Source organism: Bdellovibrio sp. HCB337 (genome assembly GCF_047302465.1).
In the GTDB taxonomy this organism is placed as follows: Bacteria; Bdellovibrionota; Bdellovibrionia; order Bdellovibrionales; family Bdellovibrionaceae; genus JACMRP01.
In genome coordinates this window covers 3,131,915-3,147,818 of sequence record NZ_CP178621.1, presented here as the reverse complement: position 1 = coordinate 3,147,818, position 15,904 = coordinate 3,131,915, and the positions used below count along the sequence as shown (strand labels likewise).

The window sequence follows — 15,904 nt, the reverse complement described above, 5'->3', positions numbered from 1 at the left end:
TCGAAGTTTTTGACAGTAGATTTTAGAGAGAAAATCTCTTTTTTGGGCAGTGCATTTTTGCAGCATTTTACTATGAGATTTTGGAGTTTTCGGGGTGAAATCCTTGGTGCCAGCTAAGGGGCTATTCTTTCTTTCCGTACCAGCCACAAATCATCATGGCTTGAAAAAACCGCAAGGGCAGAGAGATCCCACTTTGCCGAAGAAGCGCTTCAGTTTCTGAAGGCGGAAGAACTGTCAGAGTTTCTCGTAAAACCGTAGGTAGCAGTGCAAGTGATTCAGGTGTGGCACCCATCATAGTTTGCACTTGTTCCCAGCCTTTGAGCATCATCGGAAACTCGGCAGAATTTAAGTCAAAACTAATTTCAGAATTCACTAAGTAACCACCAGTTCGTAAGTGCGAACTCATGTGCTGAAAGAAACTGAGTCTTTCATCGCGTTTAATGAAGTGCGCGACCAACACACTAAGAGCAGCATCAAAGGGCTGAGTGCGAGGCAAATCTTGAACATAACCATGAACGAATTCGCAACGATCTTCTAAGCCAGCATTCTTCATACGTTCACGACAGACATTGAGCATATCTAAGGAAGGCTCAAGAGCAACGAAAGTCCATTCAGGATAGGCTTGAGCAAGCGAAAGAATCTCGGCCCCAGTACCAACCCCAACACAAAGAACGCGAGAGCGAGCGGGGAGATCTTTTAAAGCAAGCCCCATCAAAAAATGCAAACAATCGGAAATACGAGAGAGCTTGCTGTTACGTTCATCGTATTTTTGCGCAGCTTCTTTATTGAAAAAATCGGGTGTTGGTTTGCTCATTGGTATAGGTATATCGCGAAGATAAGGATGTGTCGATCTTGCAGAAGGAAAACCTATTAAATCCAACCTTGACCAAGATCTGCTAAGAAGTCGCATGCTGCGAAGTTCGCGAGTCAGAGCATTTTAATTGTACCTAGCGCATGACCTTTAGTAACGGGATGGGTTCACTTAGGGAACTTTATGCGTTAATTTTCTTCGATTCTTAGTCACTTTAAGAACGGGTTTTTCCGAACTTCGCCTTATTAATCAAAGTTATGTATCCAGTCTATATAGTCCACTGTCGGAAACAATTGAGTAATCAAGATCAAAGATACAGTGAGTCCCAAAGGGGTTCTGTGCCTTTTCTCGACAGCTCCAGAGAAGTGCATCTGATAGTTAATCTTTAGAACCCACTTAACTCATCGCGCATAAACCAATTTGTGTGTTACGAGGCTTGCCAATAGGTAGCACAAGTTTTTATCATTATTTCTAATTAACTCTCTCATGAATGAGCGAGTAACTGACATGGAGACGTTGTTTGGATAAAAATTCATCACTTTTTGATTCTGATATTGATGAATATAACAAAAATTCGATTTTTAATGAAGAGTTCGACAGCGAAGGTGAAGTAGACGTTAAAGGCTATCGTTTGTTGCCAAGTAAGATACTTTTTCATTCTGACAAGGTTGCATACTTTGAAGAACTTGAGTTGTGGAGAGAGAATAAAAAGAGTGAAAAAATAGAATTGGTCACTGAAATATTAAAAAATTTCGATAATAAAGGTAGGTTGACTGATCTTATTCGTAGCATTCGTAATAAGAGGGCTTTGCCTTTTGTAGGCGCCGGAATGTCAGTCCCTAGTGGAATGCCTGGTTGGTCAAAATTTCTTAAAAAGTGCGCGGAAGAGGGAAGTCTTGATGCTGCACATATTGATATGCTGATTAAAGATGGAAAATTTGAAGACTGTGCTGACCTTATTATTAAACATCTGACTGAGGACTGGTTTAACCAAAAATTCAGATATAATTTCTCCAGCGAAATTAGTGATATCAAAGGAGCTGTTCAGCTTCTGCCTGACCTATTTTCATCTGGAATAATTACTACAAACTTTGATAACGTTTTGGAGAAAGTTTTCATTCAAAATGAAAAGGCTTTTGAGCATATCAGCATTGGCCCTAAAAATGATTTTTCTAAGTACTTATCAAAGGGAATTCACTCTTTATTTAAAATTCATGGTGATATTTATAGCCCAGCTGATAGAGTTTTAACTAAACGAGAGTATGATGCAGCTTATGGGAACATGGTTGATAGCTTTGGTAATTTAATTCCAAAATTTATTAAGCATGTTTCAACTTCTTACTGCCTTTTATTTTTAGGATGTAGTCTCACGCAAGATAGAACGATGAGTGTTTTAAGGTCTATAAAAGAACTTCATCAGAGTGAGGGGTTGGGCTCACCTGAGCATTTTGCGATTTTGTCACTTCCTGAAGCAGAAGAAGAGCGAGTTGAGAGGGAGAAGCTGCTCATTAAACATTCAATATTTCCAATTTGGTATCCCACTGAAGAGCATGAATATATTGAGTACATTTTAACGTTTGTTTTGGAACAGATTTAGAGGTAAATGTGGATAAAGCGTCTCAAGACGAGATCAATCAAATTCTCTGGCAGGCCTGTGATACTTTCAGAGGAATTTTAAACTCTGCTACTTACATGAACTATCTCCTCCCAATGTTATTTCTAAAATATATCTCGGACACTTGGGAAGAAAAATATGAAGAGTTCGAAAAACAATATAAAGGAGATAGGGAGCGAATCCAAAGTCGTCTTAAAAAAGAGCGGTTCATCCTGCCGAATAAGTGCCACTTTAAAGATATTTATAATCAAAGAAATGCCGCCAATATCGGCGAAATTATCAACGTCGCTTTAGAGAAAATTGAAGATGCCAATAAGGAAAAACTCAGTGGCGTGTTCCGCAATATTGACTTCAATAGCGAAGCGATGCTCGGACAAACGAAAGATCGCAACACAAGACTAAAATCACTGCTAGAGGATTTCAATAATCCGAAATTGAACCTTCGCCCAAGCCGCATCGGGAACCTCGATGTTATTGGAAATGCTTATGAATATTTGATTGGAAAATTCGCTGCGGGTGGCGGTCAAAAAGCTGGAGAGTTTTATACTCCTGCCGAAGTTTCAGAGCTTATTGCTGAACTTATTGATCCGAAAAAAGGCGATCGTATCTGTGACCCCGCTTGCGGTTCGGGTTCACTCCTTATCAAGTGTGCAAACCAATTACTTAAAAAAGACATCAACGACTTTTATCTATATGGACAAGAGGTAAATGGGCAGACGTATGCGCTTGCTAAGATGAATATGTTTCTGCATGGAGTGGATAATGCTCGTATTGAATGGGGCGACACCATCCGCAACCCAAAACTGATCGAAAAAAACTCCACGATGAAGTTTGAGGTCGTGGTGGCCAATCCTCCATTCTCACTTGAGAAATGGGGCTATGAGGAAGCCTTGGGGGATGCATACAATCGATTTCATCGTGGCCTTCCGCCAAAGACAAAGGGCGACTTTGCATTTATCTCGCATATGGTAGAAACCATCACTGAAGAATCTGGTCGAGTTGGTGTGGTTGTTCCACACGGGGTTTTATTCCGTGGGGCCAGTGAAGGTAAAATCCGCCAATCGTTGATCGATGACAACTTACTTGATGCCGTGATCGGTTTGCCATCCAATTTATTTTTTGGGACAGGCATTCCTGCTGCGATCTTGATTTTCAAGAAAAAGAAGAAAGACGAATCGATACTGTTTATTGACGCCAGCCGTGAATTCCAAGATGGGAAAAATCAAAACACACTGCGGCCACAAGATATTGAAAAGATCGTCAAGACTTATAAGTCTCGTCAGTCAATTGACAAATATGCTTACAAGGCAAAGAAAAAAGAAATTGTTGAGAACGACTATAATCTTAATATTCCCCGCTATGTGGATACCTTTGAGGAAGAGGCTGAGATCGACATCAATGCCGTTCAAAAAGAAGTCAACCAACTAGAGAAGGAACTCACAACAGTTCAAGCTCAAATGAAGCGATATTTGAAGGAGCTTGGATATGATGCCTAGTGGCTGGGAGCTGGTTCCAGCATCAACAGTTTGCGAAGCCGTCATAGACTGTAAGAATAGAACTCCTCCGTTTGTCGAAAAATCTGAGTTTGCTGTGGTTCGGACTCCAAATGTTCGTAACGGCAGATTTGTTTGTAATGAGTTGAAATATACAGATGAAGATTCATTTAAAATTTGGACCCAGCGAGGAGTCCCAACTGCTGGAGATGTTTTAATTACAAGAGAAGCTCCACTCGGAGAGGTTTGCTTAGTTCCGCCACAGATGAAGGTATGCTTGGGGCAGCGAATGATGCTGTATCGCCCCGATCAAAAAAAAATAAAGAGTGAGTATTTACTTCAGGCCTTGATGTCAGAAGATGTCCAAAAACGATTAAAGAGGGGGTCCGATGGCTCAACGGTTGGGCATGCCAAAGTTGGTCAGATAAGAGATCTACTAATTCTTTTACCTCCCAAAGCAGAGCAAGAGAAAATCGCTAAGATCCTTTCCACTTGGGATGAGGCGATCGAGAAGTTGGAGGCTTACTTCATCAAGCGAAGACAGCTACTTGCCCATCAAGTCGAAGTGATCTATTCACAAATAAAAAAAGATGGCAAAGAGGCGGATCTAAAAGGTGTGTGTTCTTATATTCAAGATGGAACTCATTCAACCCCAAACTATACCAAAGAGGGTATACCATTCTACAGCGTGGAAACTCTCGTTTCCAATGATTTCAATAAGACAAAATACATTTCAAGAAAAGATCACGAGATAAATATCAAGAGATGTCGTCCCGAAAAGGGGGACCTTCTTTTAACTCGCATCGGCTCTCTTGGAGTATCAAAATTAATAGACTGGGACATTGAAGCCAGTATCTATGTGAGCTTGGCACTACTGAAGCCAAATCTTGATCTGGTTGATAGCGCGTACCTGTATTTCTATTTTCAAACTCGAGAATTTAATAGAGAGCTACTAAAAAGATCCCTACTTAATGCGGCGCCACAGAAAATCAATCTTAGTGAGATCGGAAACATTCCTGTTTGGCTTCCAAAAAATGAAGCAACACAAGAAGCAGCAGGCAAATATGTGATGGAAATGAAGGCGGAAGTCGAATTACTCAAAAAAAGAATCGACAAGCTCAAACTCCAAAAACAAGGACTCATGCAGCAACTCCTCATGGGAAAGAAGAGGGTAAAAGTATGAGCTGGTTAAAAGAATACCGTAAATGGAGACAGCGAGATTTCTTAAAGTGGCGAGATGATCTGTCGGATTATGAGCGAGACTTCTTCCTTCCTGAAATCAAAGGTCGCTGCGAGGCACTTCTTTTATATTGTAAAGAAATCGACTTGTTCTGCATAGAAAGAGCCGACGAGCACAATTTTGGTGTGATGTTAAGAAAACTAATGTTGCCCGCAGATGTCGAAGCATTGATACCAGCTGATCAAAGACCTTCAGAGCCTAAGGTCTTGGCTAAGAAATATTTTTCTGCGATCCAAAAGGTGAACAAAGAGACCTTCATTGAACCTCTAGAGAATGTAATTCAAAAAATTAATTCAAATGTAGGTATGAAGGAATTTGGACTCATTTTAAATGAAGTCAATCTGGTGTGTTCGTCCGTTATTCAAATCAAAGAAAAACTCTTCCTCTACCGATTTGGATCTATTGCGTTTGTAAAAAACCCACAGACTGGTGAAGTGATTCTAACTCAGCCTAATGAGTTAAATTTGATGCTGCACCAGTTTCAGAACACCATTGATAATATCTACGGTGTGGCCAACTCCACATCTGGAACTCTTCATCAGTGGCAAAAAGAAGCGATGGAATGGAAGACGGAGTTTCTAAAGGTCACCACTGAGCGGATAGCTCAAAGAAATAACCTTCTCGCAATTATTGCAGCTATCGCTATTTCATGGGCTTTCATGTTTGGGACTGAGCCATTAGAAAAATATCAACTAGAAAAAAACAACGACGCTTTAAAAGGACAAATAGCCGAAGACTCAAAGCAAAGGCAATTGCTCGAAGAGCAAATTAAAAATTTGAACCTTAAAGTTGAAGACTTGAAGAAATCGATACCCAATAAGTCCGCCGAGGCTGGAAAATGAACGACTTATCAACTTGGGTCACCGCACTTGCCTCAGCAGTTTTAGCATGGGCGGCTTATTCGATGTGGAGAGTTTCAAGAAACACCCTAAAACTGCAGTCATCTGTAGAGAAAGCAAAAAAGCCCTTCTGTAATATTTGGTATAACGGAACTCCTCAGTCTGATCTTGGTCATATTCAAAATTTTACTGTGGGCAATATTGGTATGTCCGCATTGACTATTCGAACTTTGCGAATACTTTTTGGTTCTGAGAAAATAGGTCGGTCCACTCATATTGCTGCATACACCGTTGATGGAAAAGAAAAAAAACTTATCGGGCGACAGTCGAAAAAAAAACTAGTTGCCGACTTGATTATTACTTCGAAACAGCTCTGCTTTATTGAGGCCGAGTGCAGCTCTGGTCGACTTCACTTTGAGGTCATGTACTATGACAATAGCTTTGAATTTATCGAGATCGATACGTCCAATCTTGGGGGTAAATACATCCTCATGGACCGAGGAGGAAAATTGATATGGCCATAGCAAAACACACCGAGGACTTGGTTTCTCACATCCCCGCTATTCATCTTCTAGTGAACCTTGGCTATCAATATCTTTCTCCGAGCGAGACGAGCAAGCTCCGAGATGGCAAACGAACCAAGGTCGTGCTGGAATCCGTGCTTGAGGATTGGCTTTCGAAGAACAACTACATCAAATACAAAAACGGAACGGTACCGTTCAGTCGGGAGAATATCAAAGAGGCAGTTGCCGCAATTACTAGTATTCCCTTTGACTCACTTCTTTCTAATAACGAACGGATTTATGATTTGCTCACTTTAGGGAAAAGTCTAGAGCAGAACATTGATGGTTTGAATCGTAGTTATTCTCTACAATTCATTAATTGGAAAGAACCACAAAAAAATGTTTTTCATATTACTGATGAGTATGAGGTTGAGAAAAGACACTCGCACCAGACCAGACGGCCTGACATTGTGTTGTTTGTGAACGGCATCCCTCTTGTAGTGATTGAATGTAAAAAGCCGGGTCTTAACGAGGATGCGGTTAAAGAAGGGATTAGTCAGTGCCTGCGAAATCAAAAGACAGACGAGATCCCAGAGCTGTTCACCTTCTCGCAAATGCTATTAAGTCTTGCCCAGAACAAAGCGAAATATGGAACCACGGGAACGCCAGAAGAGTTTTGGGCTGTTTGGAAAGAAGAAGATAATGAGACTCAAGAGTTTGAGCTTTCAAATTTAGTTAATAGGCCACTAAGTTCTGATTGTAAAGCTAAGATTTTTTCTGAGCGACAACCACATGTTCGTAGCGAAATGGAAAAAATTTGGAATGATGGGCATAGATTGCCTTCGTCCCAAGACCGGACCATTCACTCGCTGCTTCGGTTAGAGCGATTGATAGAGCTGGTTTATCAGTTCATTGTCTTTGACAATAAAGAAAAGAAAGTATGCCGTTATCAACAATATTTCGCGATCAAACAAACTTTAAAGCGAGTCACCAAGGTACGTGGCGATCAGAAGCGACAGGGCGGAGTCATATGGCATACCACGGGTTCTGGTAAATCGCTCACGATGGTGATGATGGCGAAAGCCCTCGCCCTTGATGAGAGTGTCACGAACGCCCGAATTGTACTAGTGACTGACCGGGTGGATTTGGACGATCAAATTTATAAGACCTTTCTTGCTTGCGGTAAAGAGGCACAGCTTGCAAGGGCCAGCTCTGGTCAAAACTTGATTGAGCTTATTGAAGAAGAAAAAAAATCCATCATAACGACCATCATCGATAAGTTTGAATCGGCGAGTAGAAAAAAAGCCCTAAAGGTTTTCAGTCACAATGTCTTTGTATTAGTAGACGAAAGTCATAGGTCGCAGTATGGGATTAGCCATGCCAAGATGGTGAATATGCTCCCGAATGCTTGCTATATCGGTTTCACAGGGACGCCTCTTTTAAAAAAAGAAAAAACAACGGCTCAGAAGTTCGGTGGATTTATTCATAAATACACCATGAACCAAGCGGTGAAAGACGGGGCTGTAGTTCCACTGTTATATGAAGGCCGTATGAGCGAGCTTCGGGGGAATAAGGAACAAATTGATAAATGGTTTGAGCGAATCACCAAGGGTTTAACTAAAGAGCAGAAAGCAGATCTGAAAAAGAAATTCCACCGTGAAGAGGAAATCCTAAAAACCAATCCACGGTTGGAAGAGATTGCGTTTGATATTCAAGAGCACTTTATGGTGAACTTTAAAGACACGGGTTTTAAAGGACAGCTTGCTTGTTCCAGTAAAGAAAATGCGATCCGCTATAAAAAGTGCTTTGATAGCTTTGGAGAAATTAAGACCGAAGTCATCATCTCAGGCCCTGATACTCGTGAAGATCATAAAGATTTAGATGAATCCAATATCCCAGAGGTGCAAGCCTTTTGGAAAAACATGATGGCTCAGTACGGATCAGAAGAAAAATACAATGAGAAGATTATCAAGGCGTTCAAAAGATCCGACGAGCCAGAAATCCTGATCGTGGTGGATAAGCTCTTAACTGGTTTTGATGCCCCAAAGAACTCAGTTCTTTACTTGGATAAGAGACTTAAAGAACACAATATTCTGCAAGCCATTGCCCGTGTTAACCGTGTTTTTGAAGGTAAGGCACACGGGCTTGTGATTGATTATCGTGGAATCTTTGGGGAGCTGAACGAAGCTATCGACACCTATGCGGCGCTAGAAAACGAAGGTTTTGATAAAGAAGATATTGAAGGTACCATCGTCAACACGGAGCTTGAGATTAGGATGCTGGCAGAAAAGCACACCAATGTTTGGGAGATTTTTAAAGAGGTTCAGAACAAATCTGACACCGAAAGTTTGCAAAGGCATCTTGAGCCAATTGACCGCAGACAAGATTTTTACAAGAGGCTCACCGCATTTTCCAATCTTCTAAGAATCGCAAACGGGCATGCTAAATTCCAAGACGAGACTTCTGTTGACACGAAGAATATGTATCAACGGGATCTTAAAATGTTTATTGAGCTTCGTGCTGCTGTAAAACAAAGATTTGGTGAGACGGTAGACTATTCGTCTTACGAAAAACAAATTAGTAACATGGTAAATAAGTATATCGAAGCAGATAAAGTTAAAATTATTATTCAGCAGGCAAATGTATTCGACGAGGCTGAGTTCCAGAGAGAACTAAACGGAATCGAAAGTGATGCGGCAAAGGCAGATACAATTGCTTCTCGTATGAAAAGGGTTATTTCAGAAAAGATCGAAGAAGACCCAGCACTTTATAAAAAACTGTCGGATGTGATCGAGGACGCAATCAAAGCTCATCGCGAAAAGAGACTATCTGATGCTCAGTACCTTGAGAAGGTCACTGACGCGATGGAGACTATGCGCGGAAAAAACAAGTCCGACTATCCAGATATTATCCGAAATTTGGATGATGCCAAGGCCTACTATGGCGTATTGAAGCAAGAGCTAGGTATGCAAATTGCTGATGCAGAAAATATTTTGGCAGATACTTCCTTAAAGTCTCATGATGCGATTGAAAAACATAAGATTCGAGATTGGACAAGCAATCGAGATGTGCAGAATAAGATGGCAATCGATCTCGAAGATTTGCTGTATGCTCTCAAAGGGCGACACGGCTTAGATTTGACTTCTGAAAAAATGGAAGTAATTATTAACACGTTAATTATGGTAGCAAAGAGAAGGAACTCTTAGTTTGTTAGACTTCATAGAATATGGAAATTCTAAGATCGAATTCAAAATTAAAAGATCGGGTAGAAAGACACTAGGGATTTCTGTCTTGCCCTGTGGGTCGATAGAAGTATCGGCTCCAGAGGAAGCATCTTTGGACAAAATCCGAGAGGTCGTTCTGAAGCGAGGCTCATGGATTTTGGAACAACAGCGCCTGAGCGAATATAATCCAATTCTTCAGCCGACTAAATCTTTAGTTTCAGGTGAAAGTTTTTATTTATTGGGACGTCACTATCGTCTCAAGATTTTTGAATCTAACTATGATTCTGTCGACATATTAAACGATAGAATCATTTTGAATTGCACATTTCCTGAGGACATAGATCTAAAACGCTCAACATTGATCAAATGGTACATGAAAAAGGCTAACGACGTTTTGGGTGAACGCTTTAGATTCTACGCCGAACGATTCGATAAAAATGAGATCGAGTTGGTTGTAAAAAAACTAACTAAGAACTGGGGAGAGTATCATCCTCTCAAAAAACAAATGGCTCTGAATGCTGAATTGGTCACTGCTCCTCTTGAATGCATCGACTATGTAATAGTTCACGAGTTTTGTCACGTAGATGAATTGAGTCACGGGGCGAAATTTTATGACCTGTTAACTCGTCGCCTCCCTCAATGGCATGACCTAAAAAATGAATTAGAGCGTCACTCGAATGGATTTAATTCATTTTTCTAATATTGCATAGCTTCAGGTTCTTGTGCCAATAGGGTTTCAGCCAGGATCTTTTTCGCTTTGTTTGATTTCTCCGAATTAATATTATATGTAAATCGAAATATTGAAGCCGATTTGGTTTTAAGGGGTTGTGTGAGTGATCAATCTGAAATGCTAAATCCTTTTGTCAGCCCGCCTTTCATAGAATGTCCGAAATGCAGAGAGATTTTTTTTGGCGTGATCGGATTTGGTGAATTTGGTTACAATAGAAGATGCGCGAAGTGTAGTTATCCTACGCCCCCAGAACCATCTTATTTTATTTCACTACCAAAGTTGAACAAGAAGATTATTTATCTTGATCAATGTATTCTAAGTCGTATGGTTAAGACCCTTCATCCTGATTTAAACAAAGCAGATCAGTTTGCAAGTAGTGCTTTTGAAATGTTAGATCGATTGTCTAAACTTCAGCTAATCGTTTGTCCTGACTCACATTTTCATGAAGAGGAATCGATTTTTTCAGCTACTCCGAATGAGCATAAAAGAGTTTTCGAGCTTTTAAGTCATGGTATTTCTTATGTTGATATGTGGACTATCTTTCGACATGAAGTATACGAGCAGCTTCAAAAGTGGTTTGAATCCCGGGAAATGGGACAGACAAATATTCCAATAGAGCGAGTAATGCGTGGAAAAGTTAATGAGTGGCAGGGAAGGCTACTCATTACGGTGAACTCAAAGCGGGTAGAGATGGCTAAGCCATCATTGGAAAATACAAAGAATGCGATTTTTGCCGATATGAAACCTGTTTTCGAGAGATGGGAAAGAGAGTCAGGTAAAAATTTTAATTATTGGTACCAGCAGGAGATAAGCCATTGGCCGTTCAGTATAGCCGATGGTTATAAAAAATATTTGCAACAAATGGTAGCTGCCATGTCGGGTGGATCAATTGAGCAATTGGTGCTTGGTCCCACTCCATTTTTTTCAACGTTTAAAGACATTTCTGAATACCTAGATAGAAAAATTGAAAATATAGAAGAGAGGATGAAGCGGCTTAACGAATTCATGTCGATAGATTGTTTGGAGAAAGTACCATTCATTCGGATATACACATCTTTAATGGCTACGATTGCAGTAAAAGTTTCTAGTGGTGGAATGAAGAAAGAAAATATTGAGCCAAGTTTTTTTAACGACATTCTAATGATTTCTTCAATACTACCATTTTGCGATGCGATTTTTCTGGAACGGCAGATGGCGGGGTTTCTCAGAGAGAGTCCCTTAAATCAGGTTATCGATAAAATGCCGAGAATATTTTCTTCGTCCAATAAGAACGAATTTTTCGAATATCTTCAAGCGATAGAGGGTGATGCGTCGAAGGAGCACATAATGGCAGTGGAAGAGGTATATGGTAGCGAATGGGGCAAGCCCTTTACTTCAGTCCTTCAGGAATACAAAACTAAGAGTGCAAGGAAAGACGAGTAAATATTCACTGGTCCGAGGCAAAACGACCTAAAAGGCGCGAAGTGCTCAAACTAAAACCAGGAACGATCTCAGAGAAATTAATTTACTTAAGGAGCAGGTAAAGGGGAGTGGATAAGGTGCTATTTTGTAAGCTAACTGTTGAAAATCACTCACTTCGAATTTCGAAAGCTAATATTGCTGCTTGCTGAGATACATCATGTCTGATCCTGGCCACTGCTTTCTAAAAATTTGGGAGACCGATTCAAATGGACGATAAGCAGCTGCGGGAGTTTTCTAACGTTCACTTGGGCAAAGAGATCTATGCCTTGTTTGGTGCAATCGAATTATTTGTCAGACATAGAATAGATCTAAAAGATCCACTCAATCTATGCGCGAAGACCTTATTCTTAGAGGGGATCATCCTCCACACCCGATGCCTTATTGAGTTTTTTTACTTCGAGCAGTCAGCAGTTTCGAGAAGAAAAGACGATGTTCGAGCCGCGGATTTTTTCGCTGACCCTTCAATATGGGAGCAATTGAGGCCGAAGAAACCGGAACATTTTGTTGAGTTTAACAAGCGCGCAAGTAAAGAGATCGTACATCTAACCCATGCACGAACGGAAACGGCTGAGATCGCGGCTCGATGGGATCTATATTCAACGACTCGTGACCTAATCGAGATCTTGCAATTATTCGTTGATAGAGCTGACGTTCGGAAGCTTGACTCTCGTGTGAAAAATGATTTGGTCAGCATACGAAGAAGAATCGAGCCGATTTTGGAACAGTCATCAGGGCATCGGAATTTCAAGTGACTGACGACGTAACATTCCTAACAAAATATTTTAAGGGCTGTTTTATTTATCCAACCATAATCCCATCGCCACATCGTCGATGAATTCAGTTTCGGAAATACGGACTCTGTTTTTGAAGCGGCCTTCTTCTTCAAATCCCATTTTTTTGTATAGGGAGATCGCCCGCTCATTGGAAGAGCGTACTAGAAGCTCAATTTTGAGAGCTGTTGGGTTTTTCTTCGCCCATGCAGTCAAGCGACTCATCAGCGCTTTTCCAACGCCTTGGGACGTCCTATTGGGATGAACAACGATCGTTAAGCGGTAAGTATGGGCGATGTTTTCAAGCCCCATTTGTTCCAAGAATGCGTGACCGACAAGTTGCTGATCTTTTTCAGCAACGATGTAAAGGCCTCCGCCTGAACGAAGAGCTTCAATTCTTTGCTCGAACTTTTCTTGCTTAAGCTCGTGCGGTTTAGAAATAAGGTGGCCGGGGAATTGTGCCCAGTATTGCTCTGCTTGAGTTAACGTCTTTGCATCTTCGACTTGGGCTTGGCGGATTTTGATATCGGTCATGATGTCTAAAACCTCTGACTACTAAATTGAAATACCCAGTACCTAATTCGCTGGATCGGGGCCAGACGCCCCAGGAGCGGAACGCGACAAAACAGCAACAGCCAATTAAAAACCGGGAAGTGATCAACGACTAAATGTGGTGGAAAAATTGGATGGGGCGGCTGGACTCGAACCAGCGAATGGCAGAATCAAAATCTGCTAACTTACCAACTTGTCGACGCCCCAACATAGTTGAACTATGAAGCTCGTAAACTAAAAAAAAGCGGCTCTGAGAGCAAGTATTTTCTCAAAGCCGCCTAAAATTACAGCAGCATAACGCGTGGCAAAACCAAAGCGAAGTCCCAACTTCGGGTCTTGGCCAGGGGCTTATCTGCTGTTTTAGTTTCTAAAGCTCGTCGTCGTATTCTTGGACGGGGGCTTTTTGGCGCTTCAGATTTACGAGTGTGGCACCCATGGATTTGAGTTCCTTTTCATAGGCCTCAAATACTAGGTCCTCTATCAAAGTTCTCGTTTCCTGATTGAGGGGATGAGCGATGTCTCTGAATTGGCCATCTTTGCGCTTTTTGCTGGGCATGGCGACGAATAGTCCACTCGTGCCTTGTATGATTTTGAGATCGCGGACTACAAAACTGTTGTCGATCGTGATGGAGACGTAGGCCTTCAACCGGTCTTCGTTGACTGGAAATACCTTCACTTCGGTGACTTTCATTTGTCCTGCCTTTGCTGTTACGTGCTTAATTAGGGGACTTCTGTTGTCTTCTTCTTTTGTGTGTTCCATACAAACCAACGGCTTTTCTGTTAATAAACTTAAGACCTAGGTCCAAATTAACCGCGTCTCATCACCCTTTTGTGATAAAGATGTCTCATTTTGGAATGTGGACAAAAAACACAAAAAAGGCCCACGTTTCAACGTGAGCCTCCAAGAAAACACCTTTTGACTTATAAATTAAATTTTATTTTGTGTCAAACGTCACGATCATCAATGCGCCTCCGCGCACGATACGAAGAGTGTTCGAGCCTTTCTTGAGGTATTTCGACACATCTAAGGCCTTAGAGACCTCTTTTTTATTCACATCCAAGATCAGATCACCCACTCTGAAACCCGCTTGGGAAGCGAGACTCCCGCGTTCTACCTCGGTGATCATCGGATTGTTCACTTCGCTTGGGATTTGGTAATCGTCACGAAGCGCCGCGCTTAAATCACTGACGGTGAAGCCTAAATTGAACGGAGCTTTTTGTCCCGAATACCCCTTTGATGGAGCTTTCTCTGTGCCTTTTGTTAGATCCGGGCGGTTAGCGATGTTCACTGTCAGTGTGACAGGTTTACGATCGCGGATGACCTTCATAGTGGCATTGCTGCCGATCTTCGCGTCACTCACAGCATCCATCAAATCGACAGAGCTTTTGATTTTTTTGCCATTAAACTCAGTCACGATGTCGTAAGGTTTCACACCGGCTTTGGCAGCAGGGCCGCCGCGCTCAGCACTGACGATCACAGCACCTTCAGCGTCTTTAAGGCCCAAGTACTCAGGGTCAATGTTGGGATCTAGATCACCTAAGCGCACACCGATGAGGCCTTTTTCGATACGGCCTGATTTTTCAAGCTGCGGAATGATGGCTTTCACCTCATCAATCGGAATCGCAAAGCCAATGCCTTGTGCACGCGCATCGATCGCTGAATTCACACCAATCACATAACCTTTCGAGTTCACAAGCGGTCCGCCCGAGTTCCCTGGGTTAATGCTGGCATCAGTTTGCAGAAGTGGGATTTTGTTGATCTCGCCAATCTCGCGACCCTTTGAAGAGATAATCCCTTTTGTCATCGAGTGACCATGGCCGTAAGGATTTCCGAAAGCGGCCACCCATTCACCAACTTCGACATCTTTGCTAGATCCCAAAGCCGCAACTGGCAGTTTGCCATCTGGAGTGATTTTAATAAGTGCAATGTCAGTACGCTCGTCAAAGCCGATGACTTTGGCATCGTAAAGCTTTTCAGCTTTTTCGCTCAGCTGTACTTGAATACCATCAGCGCCTTGAATCACGTGGCTATTTGTCACGATCAAACCGTCTTCACGGATGATAAAGCCCGTGCCCAGTCCAAATGGACGAGGCTTGCCACTTTGTGGCGGCATCTGCTGACGAGGCTGCATCGGTACGCCATAGAATTGCTCTAGCATCTCGAGCATCGGATCGCGATACTGACGGTTGTTCACTCTTGGTTTTGCTAAGGTAGAAATATTCACCACCGCCGGGTTGATGACTCGGCCAAGCTCTACGAATAGATTCCCGGGCATCGGGTCTGAAAGCTTCAGTGGTGGGGGACTTTTTTGCGGAACTTGTGCCTGACCCAATCCCGCGACAACTAAAATACTCACGAACGCGAAAAAGAATTTTCTCATGGGTTACTCCTGTTTCTACTTAAATCTAAAAACTTAGACTTGAACGAACTTCATTTGTAAATCACTGATGACACTGTCTAAGAACGCCTTTTCATCATTGGTCAGATTGTTTTTGGTTTTCTCTTTCAACATCACCAATAGGTCAATATTGAATCTGGCCATGTTTTTGTCTTTGGCAAGCTTGCCATTTTGAGGATCTGGGGCCAGACCCATGGCCATAGCTGCGGAAGAGGCAATAGACATGGCAAGAATTGAAAAGGACGCTTCCATTTTTTCAGGCATTGA

Annotated in this window: 14 protein-coding genes and 1 tRNA gene; 9 read left to right on the top strand and 6 right to left on the bottom strand. The window is 41.9% G+C overall.

What is annotated here, in order from left to right:
* Positions 1-121: 121 nt before the first annotated feature.
* The gene (locus ACLWBB_RS15175; protein WP_413288389.1) at positions 122-814 is read right to left on the bottom strand and encodes a class I SAM-dependent methyltransferase; all 693 of its coding nucleotides are present in this window, start codon (positions 812-814) and stop codon (positions 122-124) included.
* A 517-nt stretch (positions 815-1,331) separates the two neighbouring features.
* On the opposite strand from ACLWBB_RS15175, the gene ACLWBB_RS15170 reads away from it, so the two are divergent.
* The 9 genes from ACLWBB_RS15170 (at position 1,332) to ACLWBB_RS15130 (ending at position 12,668) form a co-directional block, all read left to right on the top strand.
* Complete coding sequence (locus ACLWBB_RS15170) at positions 1,332-2,408, top strand: SIR2 family protein (protein ID WP_413288388.1); 1,077 nt, start codon at positions 1,332-1,334, stop codon at positions 2,406-2,408.
* An 8-nt stretch (positions 2,409-2,416) separates the two neighbouring features.
* On the top strand, positions 2,417-3,922 hold the full coding sequence (locus ACLWBB_RS15165) for a type I restriction-modification system subunit M (RefSeq protein ID WP_413288387.1): 1,506 nt from the start codon (positions 2,417-2,419) through the stop codon (positions 3,920-3,922).
* Positions 3,912-5,102, top strand: coding sequence for a restriction endonuclease subunit S (locus ACLWBB_RS15160; protein ID WP_413288386.1), 1,191 nt, complete (start codon positions 3,912-3,914; stop codon positions 5,100-5,102). The genes ACLWBB_RS15165 and ACLWBB_RS15160 overlap by 11 nt, the downstream gene beginning before the upstream one ends.
* Positions 5,099-6,001 carry a hypothetical protein gene (locus ACLWBB_RS15155; protein WP_413288385.1) on the top strand — a complete coding sequence of 301 codons (903 nt, stop codon included), beginning with the start codon at positions 5,099-5,101 and terminating at the stop codon, positions 5,999-6,001. Before ACLWBB_RS15160 ends, ACLWBB_RS15155 begins: the two co-directional genes overlap by 4 nt.
* On the top strand, positions 5,998-6,522 hold the full coding sequence (locus ACLWBB_RS15150; RefSeq protein ID WP_413288384.1) for a hypothetical protein: 525 nt from the start codon (positions 5,998-6,000) through the stop codon (positions 6,520-6,522). Before ACLWBB_RS15155 ends, ACLWBB_RS15150 begins: the two co-directional genes overlap by 4 nt.
* Complete coding sequence (locus ACLWBB_RS15145; RefSeq protein ID WP_413288383.1) at positions 6,513-9,707, top strand: type I restriction endonuclease subunit R; 3,195 nt, start codon at positions 6,513-6,515, stop codon at positions 9,705-9,707. Before ACLWBB_RS15150 ends, ACLWBB_RS15145 begins: the two co-directional genes overlap by 10 nt.
* Position 9,708: 1 nt before the next feature.
* Positions 9,709-10,425, top strand: coding sequence for a M48 family metallopeptidase (locus ACLWBB_RS15140; protein ID WP_413288382.1), 717 nt, complete (start codon positions 9,709-9,711; stop codon positions 10,423-10,425).
* Positions 10,426-10,554: 129 nt separating this feature from the next.
* Positions 10,555-11,877, top strand: coding sequence for a hypothetical protein (locus ACLWBB_RS15135; RefSeq protein ID WP_413288381.1), 1,323 nt, complete (start codon positions 10,555-10,557; stop codon positions 11,875-11,877).
* Between the two features lie 245 nt (positions 11,878-12,122).
* The gene (locus ACLWBB_RS15130; RefSeq protein WP_413288380.1) at positions 12,123-12,668 is read left to right on the top strand and encodes a hypothetical protein; all 546 of its coding nucleotides are present in this window, start codon (positions 12,123-12,125) and stop codon (positions 12,666-12,668) included.
* A gap of 42 nt (positions 12,669-12,710) precedes the next feature.
* Here the strand turns inward: ACLWBB_RS15130 and ACLWBB_RS15125 are convergent, their stop codons facing one another.
* The 5 genes from ACLWBB_RS15125 to ACLWBB_RS15105 all read right to left on the bottom strand — a co-directional run bounded on the left by ACLWBB_RS15125 (position 12,711) and on the right by ACLWBB_RS15105 (position 15,901).
* Entirely contained in the window at positions 12,711-13,220 is a 510-nt protein-coding gene (locus tag ACLWBB_RS15125) for an N-acetyltransferase family protein (protein WP_413288379.1), read from the bottom strand.
* Positions 13,221-13,369: 149 nt separating this feature from the next.
* Positions 13,370-13,445, bottom strand: a tRNA-Gln gene (locus ACLWBB_RS15120).
* Positions 13,446-13,605: 160 nt separating this feature from the next.
* Complete coding sequence (spoVG, locus tag ACLWBB_RS15115) at positions 13,606-13,929, bottom strand: septation regulator SpoVG (protein WP_413291616.1); 324 nt, start codon at positions 13,927-13,929, stop codon at positions 13,606-13,608.
* Between the two features lie 244 nt (positions 13,930-14,173).
* Entirely contained in the window at positions 14,174-15,619 is a 1,446-nt protein-coding gene (locus tag ACLWBB_RS15110; protein WP_413288378.1) for a trypsin-like peptidase domain-containing protein, read from the bottom strand.
* A 33-nt stretch (positions 15,620-15,652) separates the two neighbouring features.
* Positions 15,653-15,901, bottom strand: a complete 249-nt coding sequence (locus ACLWBB_RS15105) for a DUF1844 domain-containing protein (RefSeq protein ID WP_413288377.1) — start codon at positions 15,899-15,901, stop codon at positions 15,653-15,655.
* Between the last annotated feature and the right edge of the window lie 3 nt (positions 15,902-15,904).

Coding starts and splice junctions, on each gene's coding strand:
- ACLWBB_RS15175 (WP_413288389.1), bottom strand. CDS start 814: ATGAGCAAACCAACACCCGATTTTTTCAATAAAGAAGCTGCGCAAAAA.
- ACLWBB_RS15160 (WP_413288386.1), top strand. CDS start 3,912: ATGATGCCTAGTGGCTGGGAGCTGGTTCCAGCATCAACAGTTTGCGAA.
- ACLWBB_RS15155 (WP_413288385.1), top strand. CDS start 5,099: ATGAGCTGGTTAAAAGAATACCGTAAATGGAGACAGCGAGATTTCTTA.
- ACLWBB_RS15150 (WP_413288384.1), top strand. CDS start 5,998: ATGAACGACTTATCAACTTGGGTCACCGCACTTGCCTCAGCAGTTTTA.
- ACLWBB_RS15145 (WP_413288383.1), top strand. CDS start 6,513: ATGGCCATAGCAAAACACACCGAGGACTTGGTTTCTCACATCCCCGCT.
- ACLWBB_RS15130 (WP_413288380.1), top strand. CDS start 12,123: ATGGACGATAAGCAGCTGCGGGAGTTTTCTAACGTTCACTTGGGCAAA.
- ACLWBB_RS15125 (WP_413288379.1), bottom strand. CDS start 13,220: ATGACCGATATCAAAATCCGCCAAGCCCAAGTCGAAGATGCAAAGACG.
- spoVG (WP_413291616.1), bottom strand. CDS start 13,929: ATGAAAGTCACCGAAGTGAAGGTATTTCCAGTCAACGAAGACCGGTTG.
- ACLWBB_RS15110 (WP_413288378.1), bottom strand. CDS start 15,619: ATGAGAAAATTCTTTTTCGCGTTCGTGAGTATTTTAGTTGTCGCGGGA.
- ACLWBB_RS15105 (WP_413288377.1), bottom strand. CDS start 15,901: ATGCCTGAAAAAATGGAAGCGTCCTTTTCAATTCTTGCCATGTCTATT.